Here is a 21,236-nt window from a genome sequence, read left to right on the forward strand (position 1 = left end):
GCTGCACCCGCGCCCGACGCCTCATCGCCCGTGCCGCCGCCCGTTGAAGCGGCCATGCCTTCCGAGCGGCGTGATGCGGTGGATGCGGTGCCGATGGAGTCGGCGCCGCCGATTCAGCCCGCGGCGCCGAATGGCAGCGCCGCCACGCCTGCGCCGCCAGCGGTATCAACGCCGCCGGCCAATGGCGGCACGGCCGCTGAAAAAAACGGCGCCGTCACGGGGCAATAAGGGGGCCATGAAGGGGCAATGACGGGACAATGCGCGCCAATTCAAGCAAAACAGGCCGCCAGCCCTTGCTGTATCAGCGCTGATAGCTATCAAATTTGAAGCATCTGAAGCGCCGTATGGGCTGGCCGGCAGGCGCCAACACCCCGAACGGCTCGCCGCGGCCGCCCGCGCTCATGCAGATGGTCATGGGGCCGCAGGAGCCGCCGATTCGCCCTCACGTGGCTTGGGCACGAAGCCGATCACCAGCCCTTTCGCCGTCACCGTGATGCTGCCCGGCTGCAGCCCCAGGCCATCGGCCAGCGCCAGGTCTTGCGGACGCAGCTGGTGCAGCACCACCTCGCGCAAGGCCTGCTCGGCCAAGGCCGGCCCATAGCTGTTGAGCAACTCGGACGCGGCCGGCGGCAGGCTGGGAAAGTTCAGCGAATGCACCCGCAGCTGGTAGGCGCGAATGGTGCGGTCGCTGGCCTCATAGCGCAGCGCAAAGTCCACCTCGAAGCTGCCCGCGTGGCTGCGCTGCAGCGCCGGCCCGGCGGCCTCGACCGGCATCTCGGCATTGAGCCGGTTCTGCTCGGGCAGCAGGCGCAGGCGCGGCGCCTGCAGGGTCAGGTCCAGCAGCCCACCCACCGGATAGCGCAGGGGGAAGCGCCGCGCCACCGCCTGCTGCAACTGCTCGGCAGACACGGTGTAGCTGGGCTGGGCGCGTGCGCCCGGCGCGCCCGAACAGGCAGCCAGGGCCCAAGCCAGCCATGCGGTCAGCGTGATCAGGAGTCTGCGCTTCATCCAATACCTCGGTCGTCTCGGTCGTTGCGGTCGGAGTTGGGATTGTGCGCCGTGCAGGCCGGCAGGCGGGCGATGCGTTCTGTGAATGGCGCCATCAGCCCCGCTTGGGAATGCCCAGCCCCTTCACCACCGCCGGCCGCGCCACGAACGCCGCCAGCGCCCGCGTGACGTTGGCAAAATCGTTGATGCCCACCAGATCGCCCGCCTCATAAAAGCCGATCAGGTTGCGCACCCAGGGGAAGGTGGCGATGTCGGCAATCGTGTAGGCCTCGCCCATGATCCAGGCGCGGCCGGCCAGCCGCTGGTCCAGCACGGCCAGCAGGCGCCTGGCCTCCGCCACATAGCGGTCGCGCGGGCGCTTGTCTTCGTAGTCCCTGCCGGCAAACTTGTTGAAGAAGCCCAGCTGGCCAAACATGGGGCCAATGCCGCCCATCTGCCACATCAGCCACTGGATGGTTTCGTAGCGGCCGGCGGCATCCTGCGGGATGAGTTGACCGCTCTTGTCGGCCAGGTAGAGCAGGATGGCGCCGGACTCGAACAGCGCCAGCGGCTGGCCGCCCGGGCCGTTAGGGTCGAGGATGGCCGGGATCTTGTTGTTGGGGCTGAGCGAGAGAAATTCCGGCGACATCTGGTCATGGGTGTCGAAGCTGACCAGATGCGGCTCGTAAGCCAGGCCGGTCTCTTCCAGCATGATGGACACCTTGACGCCGTTGGGCGTGGGCAGCGAGTAGAGCTGCAGCCGCTCGGGGTGCTGGGCCGGCCATTTTTTCGTGATGGGGAAGGTCGAGAGATCGATCATTGAAGTCCTTGGTTGAACGCGGGCAGTAAGTCTTTTGCGTCGGACATTTTGACCCAATGGCCATTTGGCTGCTGGGGCCCATCGGCGTGACCGCCGCTGCCCGCATTCGGGCCGGTTGAAGGGGCCAGTCAAACGCGATCTCGCCGCCGGCGATTGGTGGACGCCACCCTGACAAAAATCTCGTCGAAAACTTCCGGTTTGCGTTGGGACTGCGATGCCTGGCTCTCGTCATGACACGTCTCCATGGAGCGAATGGCGTGTTGCGAGAGCACGGCTTCCAAGCGCTATGGCGAGCGCGACGACGATCAGAAGCGCCGCGACTGCGAACGTGATCCGCATACCGGTGGCAACAGCCTCGGGACGCGCCGTTGTGATGTCGATCGTCGCCGCTGCGAGCGCGAACACAGCGCCCATTACGGATGCACCGGTGATGAGCCCGAGATTGCGCGACAGGCTGAGCATGCCGGAAATGACGCCCCGCTGGTCCGCACGGATATCCGTCATGACGGCGGTATTGTTGGCCGTCTGGAACAGCGCATAGCCGACGGTGATGACGACGATGGGGGCGATGTAGCCGGGGATGCCGAGCGTCGTCGGCATCATGGATAGAACGAAGGAACCGGCCGCTATTGCTACGAGCCCAACAATGGTCATGCGTTGCGCGCCAAAACGGTCCGCAATGCGACCGGCTGGCATACCGGTCAGCGCGGCGGCAAGCGGACCGACCGACAGGACGAGTCCCACAAGCGCAGCGTCGAGCCCGAGCGCACGAGACAGATAGAACGGCCCGACCACCAGCGTCGCCATCATCACCGTCGAGACGAGCGCGCTCATGGCGAGGCTCGCACTGAAGCCTGGATCGCGGAACATCGCCAATCGGATCAAAGGGGATGCGGCTCTCGCCTCGGCGAGCACGAAAAGGCCGACCCCGAAGGCAGCAGCCAGCAGCAGGGCCATGTTGAGCGGGCCGAAACTGCCGCGCCCCATCGTCATGGCGAGCGCATAAGCCGCGAGCGTCAGGGCCAGCAGCAGCGTGCCCATAGGGTCGAAACCGGCACGACCCGTCTTCGGCCCCCGGCGATCAACGGGCAGGTAGCGATGCGCGAGAAGAAAAGTCAGGATACCCAGCGGTAAGTTGGCGAGGAAGATGGCCCGCCAACCGGGTCCGGCGATCAGAACGCCGCCCAGCGATGGACCGAGAGCGGTGCCAATCGCGGACATCGTTCCGAGCAGCCCCATGGCGCTGCCGGTCCTGGCCTTTGGTACCGTCTCACCGACAAACGCCATGGTGAGGGCCATCATGATGGCCGCGCCTAGCCCCTGCGCCGCCCGGGCGGCAATCAGCAGCCAGAGCGTGGGCGCGACGCCGCACAGGCTTGATGCCACCGTGAACAGGAAGATTCCGGCCAGCAGCAGCCGCCTCCGGCCAATGATGTCACCGAGCCGTCCGGCGCTGACGATCAGGGTGGTGATGGCGAGGAGATAAGCGAGGACGACCCACTGGACTTGCTGGAAGGAGGCAGTGAACGCCTGTGCCAGCGCCGGCAAGCCCACATTGGCGATGCTGGTGCCGAGCGAGGACAGCAGCATGGAGAGCGAAAGGCTGGCGAGCGCCCACCGGACCGAAGGTGTCCTTTCCACACTTGCGGCACTTCCAGCGACTGCCTCATCTCGCCTTGCAATGATTGACTTCAACATGAATTCCCTTTTGGCTTCGGCATAACAAGCCCTGCCGGCAGTTGTTGGCCTGCGCTGAAACTGCGTTGACTGGCGACTCCCGAAATGGAGCTGCTATGCAAGCGTAGTTCTTTGCCTGATATAGCGGAAGGCGCACCATTTGCACTTTATTAGTGTGTTTGACGCCATGTAACGACCAAACTGCGCTATGGTCAATGCATGTCGATACCCGATCTCAACCTGCTTGTCACTCTTGATGTGCTGCTCGCGGAAGGCAGCGTTGCGCGCGCAGCCCGACGCTTGCGGCTTAGCCCGTCGGCGATGAGCCGGGCGCTGGCGCGATTGCGTGACACGACGGGCGATCCGCTGTTGGTCAGGGCCGGACGCGGTCTCGTTCCCACACCCCGGGCGATAGCACTGCGCGAGCGGGTCGGCCAGCTCGTGCAGGACGCAGAAGCGGTTCTACGCCCTGCCGAAAAGCTCAAGCTCGAACAGCTGGTTCGAACGTTCACGCTGCGGACCAGCGAAGGCTTTGTGGAGAACTTCGGGCCTAGCCTCATTGCCCGCGTCGGCGAGGAAGCGCCCGGCGTGCGACTACGGTTCGTGCAGAAATTAGACAAGGACAGCGCGCCACTTCGTGACGGAACCGTCGATTTGGAAACCGGCGTTATAGGTGACTCTACGGGTCCGGAGGTGCGCACCCGGGCGTTGTTCCGAGACCGTTTCATTGGCGTCGTGCGCATGGGGCATTCGCTGAGCCAGGGCGAGATCACGCCCTCCCGTTATGCGGCCGGCAGGCACATCCTTGTCTCGCGACGGGGTCAGGGCAAGGGACCGATGGATGAAGCCTTGAAGCCGTTTGGACTGGAAAGGGAGATCGTCACGATCGTCGGTGGCTTTTCGACCGCGCTGGCTCTCGCCCGGGCCTCCGACCTGATCGCCACTGTTCCCGAACGACACACTGGAAACCTGCGCGCCGGAATGTATAGTTTTCCTCTTCCTGTCCCAACGCCGGAGATCACGGTTTCAATGCTCTGGCACCCGCGGCTGGATGCCGATACCGCACATCGCTGGCTGCGCGGATGCCTTCACGACGTTTGCGCGGAGCAACTCACTGATTCATAGTCACGCGCTGCCCGGCCAGCGAGAGGCCCACTCGTCTGACCGACCAGGGCGATTTCAGCCCAGGCAGGTGTTTGTACTGCGCCGTGTCTTTCATCTCAAAACTCGCAGGTCAATTGCAAGCTCGAAATTCTGTTTCATTGCGGGAAGCGGGAGATGGAGCTGGGCTGAGGGAAAAATCACAGTGAAATCGACGAACAACCCTTGTTTTGGGCCGACAGCGTAGCAAGACCCGGTGGCGACCCAAAAGCCCATTCGCTTCGAAAATCCTGCAAGCGCAGCACCCGCCTGCCGGCTCACGCAAGCTGGCGCGGGACTTCACGCTATGCTGTGCGGCCCACGACCGTCACGCTGCCGAAACTCTGAGGTGTATCGGGCGATAGCCCAGGTAAACAGGGCGCCAACAGCTATCAAATCGGGAGCGAAAACTCATCAGGCAGGAAGCTAGATGACATTTCTTTCCAGCAAGGCGCGACCCTCCACCAGCCTTTGCACCGACAGCGGCGACAAGTCCAGGCTGGTGTAGGCGCCCTCGGCTATCCATTCGGCCAGGCCGCGCCCCACCGCCGGCGCCTGCTGCAAACCGTGCCCGCTGAAGCCATTGGCCAGCAGCAAATTGGGCAAAGCCGGGTGCGGCCCCAGCAGGGCATTCTGGTCATGGGTGTTGTATTCGTAGTAACCGGCCCAGGCGCGCTGCAGGCGCACGGCCTCAAAGCCCGGCACCCGGTGCGCCAGCGTCAGCCAGGCCTGGTCGAACAAGTCGTAGTCCACCTCCAGCGGTGCATCGTTGTCATCCTGCGGCGGCGGCAGGCCGCAAATCCAGATGTCGCCCTCGGGCCGGAACCACAGCCCGCTAGTGTCGATGACCAGCGGGCAATCCGGCGTTTTGGCGGGGCTGGTAAACGCATAAACGCAGCGCCTGCGCCCATGCACCGGCAAGTCCAGCCCGGTGCCAGCCAACAAGGGCTTGGCCCAGGCGCCGGCTGCGTTCACTGCCCAGTCGCACGGCAGTTGCGCGCCGCCTTCCAGCGTGACCGCATGCACGCGGCCCTGGCTGTACGCAAAGCCCGTGGCCTCGGCCTTGACATACTGCACGCCCAGGTTGCGCGCCTTGTGCCTGAAGGCCATCAGCAAACCATAGCCATCAAACCAGCCTTCGCCCTTCAGGCCCAGCGAGGCCAGCGCCAGGTCGTCCACCTGCAGCCACGGAAAGCGCTGCTGCAGCGCCGCTGGTTCCAGCAGTGCAACTTCCACGCCCATCGCGCGCTGCGTAGCGTGGTTCTCTCGCAAGGTGGCCGCGCCGGCTGCGGTGGCCAGGTATAGATAGCCTTTCTCGGTCAGGCCTATATCGGGCACGTTGCCCTCCACCGCCAGGTGCTGTTTAATGTTGCGCAAAAACTCAATGCCGTACTGCGAGATCGCGATGTTCACTGGCGCCGAGAACTGCTGGCGTATGGAGCTGGCCGACAGCGCCGAAGAGGCCTGCGCATAGGTGGGGTCACGTTCCACCACCGTGACCTTGCCGCCAAAGCGCGGGTGCATGGCCAAAAAACAGGCAATGGCACTGCCCATCACCCCGCCGCCCACAATGACCACTTGTTGTGCTGCCTGGCTCATCTTGCCTGTACCTCTTGTGCTGATTTGCTGACTGGATGGTGGCCATCCTACCCATACGGCAAGAATGTAGACGGTCAACGCAGGGCCAACAGGTCAAGGTGCAGCAGCCGTCAAGGCTGCTGCAATTGCACGGCAGATACCTTGTAGCTGGGCTGGGCTCGCGCGCCGGGTAGAGCGTGTGAGCAACAGTCTTCGGTGTATCAACATATTCCTTCCGGGCCTTGAGGGTGTGTAGGGTGCGCCCCCGCTGCGCGCGCCATGTAAAGCGCAGGTAGTGTGTTGCAACGGTGTGTGAGTGGCGTCAACAGATGGGCAGCGCGCTTCGTTGAACACGGGCTTCTCGTGAAATCAACTGGTTTTAAACAAACCTCACTCATAGGACTCTCATGAACAAATTACTCGCTACCCTGATTGCCACCCTGTTTGTTGGTCTTGCATCTGCACAAACGCCTGCGCCTGTGGCACCCGCCACGCCGGCTGCGGTCAAGGCAGAAGCCAAGGCCGACAAATCAGTCGCCGCCGCCGTCAAAAGCGAAGCCAAGGTGGACGCCAAGGCAGACACCAAGGTCGAAAAGGCAGAAGTAAAAACCGCTGAAAAGACCACCAAGGCCCACGCCAAGGCAGCAAAAGTCAAAGCCAAGGCCCACGCCAAGGCCGCCAAAGCTGACGCAGACGACAAAACCAAGGCCGACGCCAAAGCAGACAAGGCCACCGTCAAAGCCGAAGCCAAGCTCGACACCACCAAGGTGAATGCCGCAGCCGACAAGGCCAACGCCAAGCTGGATACCAAGGCGGTCAAGGCAGAAGTCAAGGCTGATGTGAAAGCTGCTGGCAGCAAGTAAGGGCAGCCGCAAGTTGCGAAACTTGCACTCGCTAAAAAGACAGGCCAGGCCTGTCTTTTTTATGGGTGGTTCATTTCCCGTTCAACCCCGTCCCGGTCTACTCAAGGCTGCTGCTCGGGCAAAAAGGCAATCACCAACTTCTGCGCCGTCAGGCCCATAGGCCGCCAAAAGCTCTGAAGGTTCCGGTGGCAGGTCGTCAAAACGCAGCGCGTTTAAAACTTGTGTCTACCGTCCTACCACCGACCATCCCGCGTGCAGGTTGGCCTTGTCGTTCTCGTACTCCCACGCGGTGCCGCAGCGGTCACAGCGGTAGCTGGTGATGGTGACCACAGCACCGCCGCGCCTTTCCTGGCGATTGGCGCCCTGCACCAGCTCGGCATGCCCGGGGGCCTTGCGCCAGTTGCGCTGGATGCCGGCGCACGAATCGCACAGCGCCATCTTCTTCAATTCGTTTTGGCGGTTCGGGTCTTGGGTCATGTTGCTGCTCTTGATGTTGGTGATGGGGGCTTTGGGTATTGACGCTCATTGTCGCCCCTTGGCCGCCGAGCTGGACTTTCGCTACTTCCCCACGCAGCGCGCGGGGATGTTGAAGTGGCCAACCCCGTCCGGGAAGCACCGCCGCGTATCTTGATTCGCGCATGACAGCGGCACTCGGCACACCCCGGCGCCAGAATCAGTTGACCTTGCAGCGGCCCTTGCCGCATGATCTTTGGCAGGGTCGCTCTGAAATCACACCGTTTGCGGCGTCGGCGGGTTTCCGGGCGTTGACTTCTGAAGAAAAAACCTCAGCCCATCAAGCAAGCATCACCATGCTGAACAAACCCAGCGCCTTACGGCCGACCGGCCGGGCCACGCCGCCCGCCCGCCAGCGCCATGGCGGCCAGCTGCGCGACGGGCTGGAGTTTCTACGCGGCTTTCTGCGCCACCCGGCCCGGGTGGGCTCCGTCGTGCCGAGTTCGCGCTGGCTGGAGCAGCGGCTGGTGCGCGAGGCCCGGGTGGCCGAAGCGCACACCGTGGTTGAACTGGGGCCGGGCACCGGCGGCACGACCGCTGCCTTCCTGCGCGCCATGCGGCCCGAGGCCCAGCTGCTGGCGATAGAGCTCGACGCCATCTTTGACCAGCACCTGCGCAGCACGGTGCAAGACCCGCGCTTCACGCTGGAACTGGGCAGCGCCGAGCAGCTGCAAGACCTGTTGGCCGCCAGCGGCCTGCCGGCACCGGATGCCATCGTCTCGGGCATTCCGTTCTCCACCATGGCGCCCGAAGCCGCCGACCGCATCGCCGCGGCCATCGCCGAAGTGCTGCGACCCGGCGGCCGCTTTGTCGCCTACCAGGTGCGTGCGCAGGTCGCCGCTTTTGTGTCACCCCGTTTGGGCCAGCCGCAGAAGCGGTGGGAGGTGGTGAACGTGCCGCCGGTGCGCGTGTTCACCTGGGTCAAGCCCTTGCGCTGAGCCGGCGTGCGCGCTTTCGTGGCCGCACATCGCCGAGGTCGTCGAAGGCCGCTGGGACAGCGCGTCGTCGCCAGGGGGTTGGCAAAAAAGTGAGCGCCGGCTACCGCCCCACCACCGACCAGCCCGCGTGCAGGTTGGCCTTGTCGTTCTCGTATTCCCACGCGGTGCCGCAACGGTCACAGCGGTACTTGGTGATGGTGACCAAATGGCCACCACGCTTTTCCTGGCGGTTGTCGCCCTGCACCAGCTCGGGGTGCCCTGGGGCAATTCGGTTCGTTGCAAGCGGCAAAAAAATAATGGCTTGACTTCGAGTGCACTCGAAGTTCTACATTAGCGGCATGAGCACCTCCCTGAGCATCACCGAAGCCGCCAAGGCCACCGGTTTAAGCGCCTACACCCTGCGCTACTACGAGCAGATCGGCCTGATCGCGCCGGTCGACCGCCGCGGCGGCGCGCGCCGCTACAGCGACACTGATATGCGCTGGCTCGAGTTCCTGGTGCGCCTGCGCGCCACCGGCATGTCCATGCGCGACATGCAGCGCTATGCGCAGCTGCTGCGCCAGGGCCAGGTGCCCGACAGCCTGGCCGAGCGGCAAACCCTGCTGGAAGACCATGCCCGGCGCGTGGAAGCCGACATGCGCGCGCTCGGGGAAACGCTTCAATACATCCGCAAGAAGATTCGCCTCTACCAGGAGATGCGAACAACGCCCAAGCGCGCCTGAAGCGCTGGCGCTTTCCATTTTTTTTGACATCCCCCCACTCCGCATTTTCAGAAGGAACACCATGAAAACCCGCACCCTCGGCCGCAACGGCCCCGCCATTTCCGCCATCGGCCTCGGCTGCATGGGCATGAGCGACTTCTACAGCAACCGCGACGACGCCGAATCCATCGCCACCATTCACCACGCACTGGACAAGGGCCTCAACTTCCTCGACACCGCCGACGTCTATGGGCCGCACACCAACGAACTGCTCATCGGCAAGGCCATTGCCGGGCGCCGCAAGGATGTCTTCATCGCGACCAAGTTCGGCATCTCGCGCGACCCGGCCAACGAGGCGGCGCGCGGGTTCAACGGCCGCCCCGACTATGTCAAGGCCAGCTGCGACGCCAGCCTGAAGCGCTTGGGGCTTGAGCAAATTGACCTGTATTACCAGCACCGCGTTGACAAGACCGTGCCGATTGAAGATACCGTGGGCGCCATGGCCGAGCTGGTGCACGCCGGCAAGGTGCGCTACCTGGGCCTGTCCGAAGCATCGGCCGCCACGATCGAGCGCGCCTGCAAGGTGCACCCCATCGCCGCCCTGCAAAGCGAGTATTCATTGTGGACGCGCGACCCCGAAGCCACCGGCACACTGGCCGCCTGCCGCAAGCATGGCGTGAGCCTGGTGGCCTACTCACCGCTGGGCCGTGGCTTTTTGACCGGCGCATTCACCAAGCCGGAAGACCTGCCTGCCGACGACTACCGCCGCAAGTTTTCGCCGCGCTTCCAGGATGAAAACTTCGCCCGCAACCTCGCGCTGGTCGAAAAGGTCAAGCAGCTGGCCGAAACCAAAGGCACGACTGCCTCGCAGGTGGCGCTGGCCTGGGTGCTGGCGCAGGGTGAGGACATCATTCCCATCCCCGGCACCAAACGCCGCAGCTATCTTGACCAGAACATCGCCGCGCTGGACGTGGTGCTGAGCGCGGAAGAACTGGCCGAGCTGGACCGTGCCTTCCCGCCCGATGCAGCCGCTGGCCTGCGTTACCCCGAAGCCTTTCTCGGCTCCGTCAACGCCTGAAGAGAGCGGCAGGCATTTCAGGCCATTTTCAAGCCGTTTTCAAGTATCAAATCGGCCTCTAGCCTAGGAGTGACAGGCGCGAGCAGCTACATATTTCATAGCGACTGCGAAAGCGAACGCCCACCTGTTGCCAGGCTGGCGCCGGCCCAAGGCTAGGCGCCACTGCCCTGCGGCAAACGCAGGCTGCGCAAACGCTGGTGCGCGGCATCTTCCATGTCCACGGGCAACTGCTGTTTGGCATTCAGGTAGTGGTTGGTGAACACATCCAGGTAAGCCTCCAGGGTCTGCGCCGCATGCGTCTCGCCGGCCAGCGCCAGGCACAGGGCAGCCACCTCGGAGGTACAGAAATGATCGTTGCGCTTGGAGCGGCGCAGGCGGTAGTTGGAGAGTTGCTCGCTCTGCAGGCTGAGCACGGGCAGGTGGTCCAGGTAAGGGCTCTTGCGAAACATCTTGCGCGCCTCGGGCCAGGTGGCGTCCAGCAATACAAACAGCGGCCGCTTGCCCTCTCGAACTTCTTTGCCATCCTGGGCTTCGATGGGCAGCACCTCTGTCACCACCCGCTCGGCCGCCACGAACTCCCCCGGAAACACCAGATACGGCTGCCACTGCGGATCGGCCAGCATGGCCAGCAGCGCAGGGTCCACCTCTGTGCGCGCCCAGCCAAAGGCAGAAGTGTCCGCCAGCACATCGGCAATCAGCCAGCCCGTGTTGCTGGGCTTGAGCGGCTCGATGTCGGCCATGACCAAGCACACACCCGCGCGCGTGAGCACGGCAGGGCGCAAGGCGCACATGCAATGGCTGGGGATCAGCCGGCAACCGGCGCAACGCGCCCCGCGCGGACCGCCACGGGCGAGAAAGGGTTTGGAGCTGCGCGCCAGACGCGCGGTGCGCAGGCGAGAGACGGCGTGGGTCATGCGGATAGTTTGGGGGCGGCTTTGGTGAGCATGGGACGCACTGTAGCAGTGGGACTCGCTCGGGCGGGACTTTCGCTACTTCCCTACGCAGCACTTTGCTGGTAATTCAGTTTGCCCGGCTGTTGCGAGCTGGTGGCTGACAGCCCGCCATGCTGACCACATCCTTCCTACTGCGCGGGCTTGTCCACCTTCATGCGGGGGCGGTCTGGCTATTCAATTTAGGGGACTGAAGTACCTTTGGTAGCGGCGCTTTGAATTCTGGACTAATTAATATCAAATGCTCAACCGATGCCGAAGAGCTAATTTCCCTCGCCCACTTTAATGAGGTTACTTGATGATTTGTGGCGCGCGCCGCATCGAGCGCCCTATCTTCTTGATGTAACAACAGCACTAAAGTCAATGGGCGTCCGTAACGTTCGTGCAGCCTGCAGAATGTCTGAATTAGGCGTGTGAAACTACGAAAAGTAGTTTGATCCATTTCTTGTGCGGGATCATCAAGAGCAACAAGAGAATGTTTGAACCTGCCTGATGACAGATATCGTGTAAAAAACCAAGCGAGGCCCAAGATATGGTTTTCTGCTTGGTTGAAGATATGCTGGACTCCTATTTGGCGCTTGTCGTCGCCAACCAGGATTCGTAGGCTTTCACTTCCTCTTTTGCTTTCTGCAATCAATCTTGGTTGATCTGCCAAATTCCAGCGAGCGGGGGTAATAGTCATTGCAATTTCAGCCCAAACAGCTTGCAATGTTTTAGGGAGGTGACGCTGAATTATCAGAAGACATTCGCTGTCAACAACTTTTCGTATGTTCGACCATCGGTCAGGAAGCGCCCAAAGGGCTGCCCCTCTAGCGTTCTCCGTTTCTATTTCGCTCCAAACTCGTGATGCGGCAACTTCAGTGTCATCAATTAGCGGAAGCTGCGGAGGTGAGATAAGCAGATCCAACGACTGCAGAAGTATGTCTACTGCATCTTTCTGCTTCAGAAAACTCTCAAGAGCTTCATAGCCTTGATCAGTAAAGCCTAAGAGGTGGGCAATCGCGCTTCTTCGCTCCTCATTGAGCGGGCATTGTCCTAGTTGTTCGTGGCTTTTCTGCAGTTCCCGAACTTTAGAAAGGATTTCCGCATACTGTTTGCGGGCTGCTCCAAGTCTTAGTTCCAAGTCTTCAGAAAGCTTTTTAACAACGGATACTATGCCGCCTTCAAGGGAGTGATCGGCATTACATGTTGGACAAAGCTCCGGGTGATCTTTAGCCCATGAGCTCAGAAATGTGCTTTGGACCTGTTTCAAATGCTGCAGCTGCTCACTGTAGGACAGTCCAACGTCTTTTGTGATCTGCAGTTGCGAGTTCAGATTCTTCTCTTCAGACAAGGCTTCTTGACTTGGGGTGTCTGAACCTGCCGCCGTAGATGTATCGCGAAATAACCATCGCTGCCATTTTTGTAGATCTTCTTCTAGTTCAGGTCGCTGTTCGGTTATATCATCGCAAGTTTTCTTTATTTTGGTCTTTAGTGCCGTCATTTCAAGCAGCGCTTTATTGCGCTTCTGAATCCAACCAAATACCGCTCGTTCGCATTCCGCATTGGCGCCTAAACGATCCAATTGAACAACTATTTTTGCCAGGTCATCGCGTTTCGACTTTGCATCAGCTTCACTCCAATCAAACGCTAGAGACTTGGCTTCTACCGAATAATTGGGAATGCGCTGCTGTATCGCAGCTAGCCAAAATCCCAATTGTTGAGTTCCAAACGGATGATATTGACCAATAAAGTGCTCAATTAATTTTGTAAGGCGGCTCTCTTCACGGGTGACCGATGCCGCTATGCCAAATTTCCTTAACCACTCTTGCCGCTTGGAGTTGGCTAGTCCGTACTCTCTTTCGCAGAAGCTTTGCACGTTTTGTGCGAGGACTGAATAGCCGGTTAGAACGCGAGCACCCAAGTTTCGTCCAGGGGTTTCGACAAAGTTGCGGGCGTCTTCTTGGGCTAATAGTGTTCCGTCGGAGGCAATTAATCGGAGGTCGGCTTCTTGCGCGTCCACTGGCATGTTTGACAAAACATTCGAGCCACTCACTTCAACTTGCGGGTTCTGATTGGTTGCTAGGGGCGCTAGTACATTTTTGACATAGGCAGCTGAAGTCGGCCTATAGATGTCGGGGTCAACTAAATAGTCAGCCATACGACGCGATGATCCTGCGACTGCAATACTTAGTGCTTCAAAAATACTGGATTTCCCAGTCCCGTTTGGACCATGAATAATGTGCGCGAAAACATCGCTGTCGGGAGATCTAAGCTTTAGTGTGAAATCAGAGATATTTCGCAGACTGGTGATTTTCACCGAATCCAAATGCAACGGTGCAGCCGGAAAACCATGATCAGTTGTGCTTGAACTGTCTTTAAGCACTTGTTCAATCATTCCCTCAACAAGTTTGCGCTCTTGAGAGTTTGAAAAACGATTTGGCAGATCATCAAGTAGCTTCTTAACCTCGGCGTCAGCTGAAAGCCACGAATCAATATTCTGTGCAGGCAATAGAAGCAGTTTTCTACTGGAAAGCAGCAGTTGGGGCATTGCCGTGCCTGATTGAAGCTGAGTGGACAGACTGATGGGATCATTAAATACGATGACGTCTATTGAGAACTCCTCAGTGAAGCCGCTTTCTGCGCGGAGTGTCTGAATTGACTTTTCCCAATCGAGTCGACAAGACGAGTGGATTAAAAAAATCAGTGTAAGCGTCCATGCTCCGCTCCGATCTTGAGACTCTCCTGGAAGTCCGGTTTTCCACAGCAGCTGTGCAGCATCCGCTAGAGATGCTTGAATGCTTTCTTGCACTCGCGAACTTACTTTTTCCGGCTCAATTAACTCAACAAATTTAAACCAAATCCCTAGATCTACATCAAAAAGACTCGCATGCGTATCTGAGCCGTTCCGCATCCACACCGCAGACGATTTCGGAGAAAGATGATCGTTCAATTGAACATCTAGCTTTTCTAGGTACTCTGAACGAAGCCATTTTTCGAATACTTCTAGTGCATTCATATGTGATCTCTCCAGTTCGATAGCTCAAGCCACTGAATATTTTTCACCGCCGCAAAACCACCGAAATGCATAAGCCGCGAAACTTCGTAGATCCAATTCAGTTGAGTATCCTTATGCATAACCGGAGAGCCCAAAGGAGCCAGTCCTAAAACCGAAACCTTACGTACTTGTCCCTGATTTGCCCAATGGCGACTTTCGACTAAAGGCTTTAGTGCAGCTAAGCTTTGCGTTTTACCCTCGATCCATGCGGGCACAGGCACGATCAGATGATGCTTGTGTTCATCCCAGAGAGCGCCAGGGAAGAACGCAAAGTTGAATTTAGGTATTTCGGCTGGCCTATCGCATAGGTCGACTAGAAGCGTAAGGGCAGCAAGCAGATCTTTGCGCTCAACGTTTTGTTCATCCCAAGGGATGTGTTCGTCTCTACGATGAGTCGGAATGGCTTCTCTCAGAACGGGTAAGCCGGCAAAGAACTTTTGATGACCATTGTTAAAACAAAGTCGTAGCCAAACCGACAAGAAGTTATCGAACCACTCAACCATAAAACCGAAAGCTGAGCTCTGACTTTGAGGCTCCTTGAATATATTCAGCCAAGCTGTGGCTTTCTGACGTTCATAGCCAGTAGAAATTGCTTCAAAACATCCTAGCCCGTGGCGGGTCTGAATCCACAAGAAAACATCATCTGTGTTTGGAAATGAATTGAATTCAGGGCGGCACATCGTTTGAGCTGAGCAAGAATCATATGCAGCCATTAATGCCACATGTCCGCCGGGATTTGGGGATGGATCTATGACTGTTAGTGTGGTTCCGGCGGATCGATAGGGTTTCAGCTCGGTAAAAAACTCTTGAAGGTAAGGCTCGCTCGCGCTCCACCCCGCTGCAACCAAAGAGTGATGAGTAAAACATTGCTTCATTCCATCTTGTACAAGTGGCTCCTGTTGTTTTAAACACCGGCCTAGTTCTTCACGGGTTAATACAAATGTGCCGTCACCCGCAAGCAGTGATTCGACACAACCGTGAGGCTTGTAAACAACCACTGTTTGTTGGTCACCGTTCTGAACAACTTTTGACGGAACCCAAGACTCGTACCATCTGATCCAGCCATTTGGCAAGGCGGGTGAGCTGTTTTTCTTGGACTGATGGCTTTCAATTCCCACGCTGTGAAGCGCTCGCTCCAACCAGACATCCCAGTTCAACGACCATATTGAATGCCATCTTTTCTCCCGCACCAAGCGCGCTATGACGCGGTGTCGGGCACTTGTCCCCCGAAGTGGAACCTTTGCTTTTGCGCTCCAACATGGATCAATGGTGACCCGTAACGCTTTTGCTATGGTCTTTTTGGCATCAAGCTCTCCCCGTCCAGACGCTATGAGTGCATCGAAGAGTTCGCCGGACCAGACGTAGAGCGACTGTGGATCAGTAGCGTCAATAGGATTACAAGGACCCACGCCCATTTCCGCCTCAATCTCGTGTTGAAGCGGTTTTAGCATCCCCATTAACTGCGAAGGAAGGGGGACCAACGAATAGGACATCCCGGCACCTAACAGCAATGTTGGGCGTATCGGGGGAGGCTGAGTTATGCCGACTACAGCTTCGAACAAATGCGGCGAGCTAAATGTCATTGGCTAGCTAAGCAACAGGAACCACGCCGACCGCATCTGCACAGGCATAGGCACGTCGTACCAAAGCAGGTAGTCGTCATCGAGCTTTTGCTCCAGCCGCTCGGCCAGTCGCCGCTCGCCTACGGTTTCGAATGAGCAAGTACCAATTGAAGGAATAAGAGTTGCCATTCAGAACATCACTTTTCTTCTTAACGGTTTGTGACCATCATGCCATGTAAAGAAGTCGTGCTTGCTCTGCTTGCGTGGGTGTTTTCCCCGGTCAAACAGGTGCGACAGCGTGGCTCAGAAGGGCGACGCAAATTTGATGCGCTGGTGCGGATTCAGGCGCTCACTGAGGCGCTGAAAACTTGAGGCTGTGAATGAAAAAGGTCTGTGGCCTTTATTAAATAAGCGCCTATAGCTATTAATAACGTAGCGAGTGGTGAACGCTTCACCCCTCGCATTCCATTCAGAACAACTGTTGGCGTGATGGGGCTGACGCGGTACAGCTCACAGGCTGTAGGGCGAATGGCTTACGCGCATGCGCTGCGGCAGCACTTTTGTTTGCGGCTCCAAATTCGGGCGCTGGCTGTGGCGAGGCGTGCCACGCCCAGGAGATTCAGGCGCGCTTGTTGCTGCGTTTGAGGACCCACGCTATCAAGGCGAGCAGCACCAGCACGCCGACGATCATGCCGCCGCGTGCCAGCCAGACGAGGTTGGATGGTGCGCCGCCGGCCCTGAGCGTTCTGACCTGCTCTGCCGTGACCTTGACGTCGGGGTTGCCGTACTGCCTGGTCAGGTAGGAGGCGAGTGTCGCCATCTGCTGATCGGACATCACCTTGCGAAAGCCCTGCATCAGCACCTGGGGCGAGTCGGTCTGCCGCTCAATGCCGTCGAGCAGCACCATGATGAGGTTGTTGGTGTTGCTGCGGCCTACCGCGGTGTTGTGAAACAGCGGCGGCAGTCCGCCGTCAAAACTGCCCTGGCCGCTGGCCTGGTGGCAGGTGGCGCAATGCGCGTCGTAAAGCTGCGGGCCGGTCAGTTGCTCGCGGTCCTTGGGCCAGGCCACGCCGCGTATGCTGTTGAGGTCGTTGGCTGCCGCGCCCCACCCATGCGCCGGGCGGGTGTCGGCCGCGTCGTGCTGGGGCGGCACGCTCTTGATGTACACGGCGATGGCGCGCAGGTCTTCGGGCGTCAGGTGCTGCAGGCTGTGGTCAACGGCCTCGGCCATGGGGCCTGCGGCCTGGGCCTTGTCGGCGGCATGGCCCAGGCGCATGTAGTCGACGATTTCCTGCTCGCTCCAGCCGCCCACGCCGCTGTTGGCGTCGGAGGTGATGTTGGGCGCAAACCAGGTGCCCACTTCGCCGCCGCCCAGCTCGCGCTTGATGTCTTCGGCCATCATCATGTTGCGCGGGCTGTGGCAGGTGCTGCAGTGGGCCAGGCCGCGCGTCAGGTAGGCACCGCGGTTCCACTCGGCGGGCTTGCCGGCGTCGGCCACAAAGGTCCTGGTGTCGAGAAACAGCAGGTTCCACCCCACCATCGACAGGCGGATATTGAAGGGGAAGGGCAGTGCCGTGGCCTTCGCCGGCGCGGCATCGACGGGGGCCACGCCCTGCATGAAGTAGGTGTACATGGCGTGCGCATCTTCATCCGTCACCAGCGCATACGAGGTGTAGGGCATGGCCGGGTAGAGATGCTGGCCATCGGCGCGAATGCCCTTGCGCAGTGCGTCGCTGAATTGCGCCTCGGTGTAGTTGCCTATGCCGTGCGTTTTGGAGGGCGTGATGTTGGTCGCCATGATGTCGCCCAGCGGTGTTGGCAATGCCAGGCCGCCGGCCATGGACTTGCCGCCGGGGGCGGTGTGGCAGGCCACGCAGTCGCCGGCCGTGGCCAGGTATTTGCCGCGCTGGATCAGCTCGGTGGTGGCGGCGTCCGGTGTGGCGGCCATGGCGCCGAGGCTCAGCAGCCCCAGGGCGAGGGCGCCGAGGCGGCAGGCCATGCGGTCAGCCCGGCAATGGACGTGGCGATGGAAGAGGCGGGCTTTAAAAGTCATGATGGCACCCTTCCTTAACCTGGCGTTGATGAGGACGGCTTTTGCACCCCCGCACGGCCTTGCTCGGACAGGATGTACTGCGCGGTTCTCAGCGCCACGGCGAGCCCGTTTTCGGTCGAGTTGCAGGTGGCCGAGGTCGGCAGCACGCCGGTCCCCACCAGGAACAGGTTCTCGTGGTCGTAGGGACGTCCCCATTGGTCGCAGACCGAGGTGGCGGGGTCTTTGCCCATGCTGAGCGTGCCGCAGATGTGCTGGTTGTTCGAGAACACGCCTTCCTTGCTGGGTCGCAGGTTGGTGCCGCCCATGAGTTCGGCAATGCGCTTGAAGTCTTGTGTGGAGCGCTCGTGCCCCTTGCGCGTGTAGTCGTCAATCGCGTAGTGGGCCTGGGGCTTGGGAATGCCCATGGAGTCTTTTTCGCTGCTGAGGGTGATGCGGTTGTCCGGCAGCGGCAGGACTTCGAGCACGTTCTTGACGTTCATCTCGTGCGCTGCCGAGTAGCGCAAGCGCTTGTCAAATTCAACGCCGTAGACGCCGGCGCTGATCAGGCTGTTGCTGGCGCCGTCCACGCGGGAAATGTTGGTGAAGTCGAGCCGGTAAGGCGCGTGCTCGGAGCGGAAGGCGCCGTCGCGCATGGTGTTGATGGAGCTGGGGCTTTGCGGTCCGCGCCCGAGCCAGACCTCTTCGTCGGCGTCGAAGGTGAGCGAGGTGCTGGGGTGGTCCATCAAATGGCGGCCGACCAGGTCGCGGGCATTGGCCAGGCCGCGGGGGAATTTGTCGCTGGTCGAGAGCAGCAGCAGCCGGGGGCTTTCAATGCCGTTGGCCGCGACGATGAAGGTCTTGCCGGTGACGCGGTGCGAGCTCTTGTCGGGGTCGTAGTAAAGGGCCGCCACCACGCGGCCCTTGTCGTCGTGCTCCAGCTTGTAGACGTTGGCATTGGGCCGCAGCTTGACGCCGGCGGCTTCCGCCGCATCAGCCGCCAGGCCGCCGTGGTATTGCGCGTCGATGGGGCAAATCGGCTGGCAGCTGTTGTTGCCGCAGCAGGCCGGACGGCCGTCGTAGCCGCGGCTGTTGCGGGCGGTGGTGTTGCTGACAACCTGGAACGTGGGCGCCAGCCGTTCGCGCAGGCGGCGCATGGCCCAGGGCTCGGCCACGGGCTCCATGGGGAAGGGTTTGTTGCGCGGCGAGCCGGTGTTGGGGGCGCCCGAGACGCCCATGATCTCTTCGGCCTCCTGGTAGAAGGGTTCCAGGTCTTCGTAGCTGATCGGCCAGTCCACACCCACGCCGTAGAGGCTGCGTATCTTGAAGTCGCTGGGCACGTTGCGCCAGGCCTGCGCCGCCCAGTGCCAGGTGGTGCCGCCGACCTGGCGGATGTACTCGGCCGCATAAGGGTAGGGCCCGGCCTGAATCAGGTAGCCGTTGTCCTTGGGCTGGTAGATGGGATGCGGCGCCGAGTCAACGGATGGATAGGCTGACATCCAGTCGCTGCGGCGCGGCGAGTTTCGGAAGCGGGCGACCAGTTCGTCACGCGTGACGCGTGGACCTGCCTCCAGGATCAGCACGGAGGCACCGGCTTGCGCCAGCTTGCGCGCGGTGAGCGAGCCAATGATGCCCGAGCCGATGACAACAAAGTCTGCGGATAGAGTGTCGGCCATCTGGAAGCTCCTCAGCTAGGTTTTTTGGCCCAGCTACCGTAGGCGCCATAGGCGTAGGTAGGGGGTTTCAGGACGTCCTGGACGATCTGGGCGTTGAGCGCGGTTTCGTAGGCGAGTGCGCGTGCCGTTTCGCCGCTGCCGACAATGCCCATGAACCAGGCGCTAACGACTTTTCGGGGGATCGGTGCCAGCGGCGACTTTTCGGTGTCCAGCACCTGCTGCAACTCAAGCGGATCAATTTTCCGTTCGTTGATGAGTTTCAGCAGCGCCTGCGCGGCCGCCGGAAACCCCGCGTCGTCGGCCACCAGGGCGTCATAAAGCCGCTTGGCCTGCACGCCGTCCAGCGTCTGACGGCCGGCGAGGAGGGCGGAAACGCCGAGGAATGCGCCCTGTCCTGCATCGGCCACCGGCTGGGACAGTGCCCAGGGAATCAGCGAGGCGGCATAGGCGCCCAGCAGTCCGGCCAGCACGACGCGTCGTTGGGGCTGGTGAGGCGGGGAATGCTGCTTGGTGCTGTGGATCTCATTCATGTCGGGGGCCCCCTGTGTGTCTGAATGAACTCCGGCTCCGCGGGGCGTCATGGCGCTGATCCCTGACCCTGCCGGCCGACCGTGTCGTCGTCGTAGCACTGCTCGTTGAGGAGTCTACCGACAGGCCGACGAGGCCCATCCTAGTCCTTTGAAACCAAATGTGCAGAGGCCGCGCGCGCTTTGCGGTCCGCAAAGCAAGTGCTCGGGCGCTTTTCGACGACCTGAAAAATTACCGCCAGCCCCATGCGTATGAGTGCAACATGCTATGAAAAAGATAGCTATTTTCAGGCGCCGGGGGCTGGCCCCGGCAGCGCGGTAAACGCCAGTGCCCCGGCCACCAGCAGCGCGGTAATACTGGCCGGCACGGCCGCGAAGGGCTCCACGCCTTAGCTTGATGCCACCGAGGCCGCGAGGCCGGTGAACCACTGCATGGCGGCCACGCCCAGAAACATGGCCATGGTGAACACCGCCATGGCGCGGCCTGTCAGGGCGGGTGAATAGGCCGTGCGCACGTCGGCAGCGAGTGCTGGCGGCGAAGGGGTGTTCATGGCGGTGTGTTGGGCGTTGAGGTTACCTCGGCCGGGCCATGTCCGCATGGCCGTCGTTCGGCGCCGGCGCGTTCATGCCGTGACGGATCACCTGGGCTTCATGGGGAAACAGGCCGCCAGCCCAATCATGGAACACACATCAAGCTATAAAAAACATAGCAACTTTGATGGCGCAGCGCTGAAGTGAAACCTCATGTAAGCGCGGTCAACAGGCTGCGCCTGCCTCTCGTTGAATAGCGGCTAGCAACGAAATCAGTTTCCCAACCAGTCAAACCCAAGGATTACACGTGAACAAATTACTCGCTACCCTGATTGCCGGTCTGTTTGCCTCCGCTGCATTTGCACAGGCGCCTGCTCCGGCAGCCGCCCCCGCGACCCCTGCCGTGGTCAAGGCAGAAGCCAAAGCCGACAAGGCGGTAGCCGTCAACAAATCCGAAGTCAAAGCGGATGCCAAGGCCGATGCCAAGGTGCAAAAAGCCGAAGCGGCTGCCAGTGACAAGAAAACCAAGGCCCATGCCAAAGTTGCAAAAGCCAAGCCCGAAGCCCACGCCAAAGCCGAAGCCAAGGTTGACGTCAAAGCGGCAGCCAGCAAGTAAGCGGTTTTCCCCC

At 60.5% G+C, this 21,236-nt stretch carries 18 protein-coding genes and 3 pseudogenes; 7 read left to right on the forward strand and 14 right to left on the reverse strand.

Translation table 11 applies throughout. The annotated features are described in order from the left end of the window. A pseudogene (locus tag PJE01S_RS25620) lies at nt 1–228 on the forward strand (DUF3108 domain-containing protein); the annotation flags it as partial. Nucleotides 229–411: 183 nt separating this feature from the next. Here PJE01S_RS25620 and PJE01S_RS22975 read toward each other — a convergent pair. From PJE01S_RS22975 to PJE01S_RS22985, 3 genes are all read right to left on the reverse strand, one after another. Further along, complete coding sequence (locus PJE01S_RS22975) at nt 412–1,008, reverse strand: hypothetical protein (protein ID WP_068836045.1); 597 nt, start codon at nt 1,006–1,008, stop codon at nt 412–414. A 94-nt stretch (nt 1,009–1,102) separates the two neighbouring features. After that, nucleotides 1,103–1,807: a glutathione S-transferase N-terminal domain-containing protein gene (locus PJE01S_RS22980; RefSeq protein WP_068836046.1), complete on the reverse strand. Its 705-nt coding sequence runs from the start codon at nt 1,805–1,807 to the stop codon at nt 1,103–1,105. Between the two features lie 228 nt (nt 1,808–2,035). Further along, complete coding sequence (locus PJE01S_RS22985) at nt 2,036–3,505, reverse strand: MFS transporter (RefSeq protein WP_068836047.1); 1,470 nt, start codon at nt 3,503–3,505, stop codon at nt 2,036–2,038. Nucleotides 3,506–3,703: 198 nt separating this feature from the next. On the opposite strand from PJE01S_RS22985, the gene PJE01S_RS22990 reads away from it, so the two are divergent. Next, complete coding sequence (locus tag PJE01S_RS22990; protein ID WP_068836048.1) at nt 3,704–4,609, forward strand: LysR family transcriptional regulator; 906 nt, start codon at nt 3,704–3,706, stop codon at nt 4,607–4,609. A gap of 441 nt (nt 4,610–5,050) precedes the next feature. Here PJE01S_RS22990 and PJE01S_RS22995 read toward each other — a convergent pair whose 3' ends face one another. Next, nucleotides 5,051–6,223 (reverse strand): NAD(P)/FAD-dependent oxidoreductase, encoded by a 1,173-nt coding sequence (locus PJE01S_RS22995; RefSeq protein WP_068836049.1) that lies wholly within the window; start codon nt 6,221–6,223, stop codon nt 5,051–5,053. A 386-nt stretch (nt 6,224–6,609) separates the two neighbouring features. Between PJE01S_RS22995 and PJE01S_RS23000 the strand changes: the two genes are divergently transcribed. Further along, nucleotides 6,610–7,065: a hypothetical protein gene (locus PJE01S_RS23000; protein ID WP_068836050.1), complete on the forward strand. Its 456-nt coding sequence runs from the start codon at nt 6,610–6,612 to the stop codon at nt 7,063–7,065. 225 nt (nt 7,066–7,290) lie between these two features. Here the strand turns inward: PJE01S_RS23000 and PJE01S_RS23005 are convergent, their stop codons facing one another. Next, nucleotides 7,291–7,542 (reverse strand): hypothetical protein, encoded by a 252-nt coding sequence (locus PJE01S_RS23005; RefSeq protein WP_068836051.1) that lies wholly within the window; start codon nt 7,540–7,542, stop codon nt 7,291–7,293. A 332-nt stretch (nt 7,543–7,874) separates the two neighbouring features. Between PJE01S_RS23005 and PJE01S_RS23010 the strand changes: the two genes are divergently transcribed. Beyond that, nucleotides 7,875–8,516: a class I SAM-dependent methyltransferase gene (locus PJE01S_RS23010; protein ID WP_084389722.1), complete on the forward strand. Its 642-nt coding sequence runs from the start codon at nt 7,875–7,877 to the stop codon at nt 8,514–8,516. 100 nt (nt 8,517–8,616) lie between these two features. Here PJE01S_RS23010 and PJE01S_RS23015 read toward each other — a convergent pair whose 3' ends face one another. Beyond that, nucleotides 8,617–8,805 (reverse strand): hypothetical protein, encoded by a 189-nt coding sequence (locus tag PJE01S_RS23015; RefSeq protein WP_157090450.1) that lies wholly within the window; start codon nt 8,803–8,805, stop codon nt 8,617–8,619. Nucleotides 8,806–8,854: 49 nt separating this feature from the next. Between PJE01S_RS23015 and PJE01S_RS23020 the strand changes: the two genes are divergently transcribed. Then, nucleotides 8,855–9,238: a MerR family transcriptional regulator gene (locus PJE01S_RS23020; RefSeq protein ID WP_068836053.1), complete on the forward strand. Its 384-nt coding sequence runs from the start codon at nt 8,855–8,857 to the stop codon at nt 9,236–9,238. A gap of 61 nt (nt 9,239–9,299) precedes the next feature. Further along, entirely contained in the window at nt 9,300–10,295 is a 996-nt protein-coding gene (locus PJE01S_RS23025; protein WP_068836054.1) for an aldo/keto reductase, read from the forward strand. A 152-nt stretch (nt 10,296–10,447) separates the two neighbouring features. Here the strand turns inward: PJE01S_RS23025 and PJE01S_RS23030 are convergent, their stop codons facing one another. From PJE01S_RS23030 to PJE01S_RS24860, 8 genes and pseudogenes are all read right to left on the reverse strand, one after another. After that, complete coding sequence (locus PJE01S_RS23030) at nt 10,448–11,209, reverse strand: tRNA-uridine aminocarboxypropyltransferase (protein WP_068836055.1); 762 nt, start codon at nt 11,207–11,209, stop codon at nt 10,448–10,450. A gap of 190 nt (nt 11,210–11,399) precedes the next feature. Continuing rightward, a complete protein-coding gene (locus tag PJE01S_RS24850; protein WP_084389723.1) occupies nt 11,400–14,243 on the reverse strand; it encodes an AAA family ATPase in 2,844 nt (947 codons plus the stop codon). Continuing rightward, nucleotides 14,240–15,775 carry an SIR2 family protein gene (locus PJE01S_RS24855; protein WP_169804425.1) on the reverse strand — a complete coding sequence of 512 codons (1,536 nt, stop codon included), beginning with the start codon at nt 15,773–15,775 and terminating at the stop codon, nt 14,240–14,242. The genes PJE01S_RS24850 and PJE01S_RS24855 overlap by 4 nt, the downstream gene beginning before the upstream one ends. Nucleotides 15,776–15,910: 135 nt before the next feature. After that, nucleotides 15,911–16,033 (reverse strand): annotated as a pseudogene (locus PJE01S_RS26110) (nuclease-related domain-containing protein); the annotation flags it as partial. Nucleotides 16,034–16,463: 430 nt separating this feature from the next. Next, nucleotides 16,464–17,897 (reverse strand): cytochrome c, encoded by a 1,434-nt coding sequence (locus PJE01S_RS23035; RefSeq protein WP_245660949.1) that lies wholly within the window; start codon nt 17,895–17,897, stop codon nt 16,464–16,466. Between the two features lie 14 nt (nt 17,898–17,911). Further along, a complete protein-coding gene (locus PJE01S_RS23040; RefSeq protein ID WP_068836057.1) occupies nt 17,912–19,549 on the reverse strand; it encodes a GMC family oxidoreductase in 1,638 nt (545 codons plus the stop codon). A gap of 11 nt (nt 19,550–19,560) precedes the next feature. Further along, a complete protein-coding gene (locus PJE01S_RS23045; protein WP_068836058.1) occupies nt 19,561–20,079 on the reverse strand; it encodes a sugar dehydrogenase complex small subunit in 519 nt (172 codons plus the stop codon). Nucleotides 20,080–20,363: 284 nt separating this feature from the next. After that, a pseudogene (locus PJE01S_RS24860) lies at nt 20,364–20,597 on the reverse strand (MFS transporter); the annotation flags it as partial. A 317-nt stretch (nt 20,598–20,914) separates the two neighbouring features. Between PJE01S_RS24860 and PJE01S_RS23050 the strand changes: the two are divergent. Beyond that, complete coding sequence (locus PJE01S_RS23050; protein WP_068836059.1) at nt 20,915–21,223, forward strand: hypothetical protein; 309 nt, start codon at nt 20,915–20,917, stop codon at nt 21,221–21,223. Nucleotides 21,224–21,236 lie beyond the last annotated feature (13 nt).

This window comes from Polaromonas jejuensis NBRC 106434, from assembly GCF_001598235.1.
GTDB classification, from domain to species: domain Bacteria; phylum Pseudomonadota; class Gammaproteobacteria; order Burkholderiales; family Burkholderiaceae_C; genus Polaromonas; species Polaromonas jejuensis.

Bases quoted from the DNA above. Each gene is read 5' to 3' on its own strand.
- PJE01S_RS22975 (WP_068836045.1), bottom strand. From the start codon at position 1,008: ATGAAGCGCAGACTCCTGATCACGCTGACCGCATGGCTGGCTTGGGCC.
- PJE01S_RS22980 (WP_068836046.1), bottom strand. From the start codon at position 1,807: ATGATCGATCTCTCGACCTTCCCCATCACGAAAAAATGGCCGGCCCAG.
- PJE01S_RS22985 (WP_068836047.1), bottom strand. From the start codon at position 3,505: ATGTTGAAGTCAATCATTGCAAGGCGAGATGAGGCAGTCGCTGGAAGT.
- PJE01S_RS22990 (WP_068836048.1), top strand. From the start codon at position 3,704: ATGTCGATACCCGATCTCAACCTGCTTGTCACTCTTGATGTGCTGCTC.
- PJE01S_RS22995 (WP_068836049.1), bottom strand. From the start codon at position 6,223: ATGAGCCAGGCAGCACAACAAGTGGTCATTGTGGGCGGCGGGGTGATG.
- PJE01S_RS23000 (WP_068836050.1), top strand. From the start codon at position 6,610: ATGAACAAATTACTCGCTACCCTGATTGCCACCCTGTTTGTTGGTCTT.
- PJE01S_RS23005 (WP_068836051.1), bottom strand. From the start codon at position 7,542: ATGACCCAAGACCCGAACCGCCAAAACGAATTGAAGAAGATGGCGCTG.
- PJE01S_RS23010 (WP_084389722.1), top strand. From the start codon at position 7,875: ATGCTGAACAAACCCAGCGCCTTACGGCCGACCGGCCGGGCCACGCCG.
- PJE01S_RS23020 (WP_068836053.1), top strand. From the start codon at position 8,855: ATGAGCACCTCCCTGAGCATCACCGAAGCCGCCAAGGCCACCGGTTTA.
- PJE01S_RS23025 (WP_068836054.1), top strand. From the start codon at position 9,300: ATGAAAACCCGCACCCTCGGCCGCAACGGCCCCGCCATTTCCGCCATC.
- PJE01S_RS23030 (WP_068836055.1), bottom strand. From the start codon at position 11,209: ATGACCCACGCCGTCTCTCGCCTGCGCACCGCGCGTCTGGCGCGCAGC.
- PJE01S_RS24850 (WP_084389723.1), bottom strand. From the start codon at position 14,243: ATGAATGCACTAGAAGTATTCGAAAAATGGCTTCGTTCAGAGTACCTA.
- PJE01S_RS24855 (WP_169804425.1), bottom strand. From the start codon at position 15,775: ATGTCCTATTCGTTGGTCCCCCTTCCTTCGCAGTTAATGGGGATGCTA.
- PJE01S_RS23035 (WP_245660949.1), bottom strand. From the start codon at position 17,897: ATGACTTTTAAAGCCCGCCTCTTCCATCGCCACGTCCATTGCCGGGCT.
- PJE01S_RS23040 (WP_068836057.1), bottom strand. From the start codon at position 19,549: ATGGCCGACACTCTATCCGCAGACTTTGTTGTCATCGGCTCGGGCATC.
- PJE01S_RS23045 (WP_068836058.1), bottom strand. From the start codon at position 20,079: ATGAATGAGATCCACAGCACCAAGCAGCATTCCCCGCCTCACCAGCCC.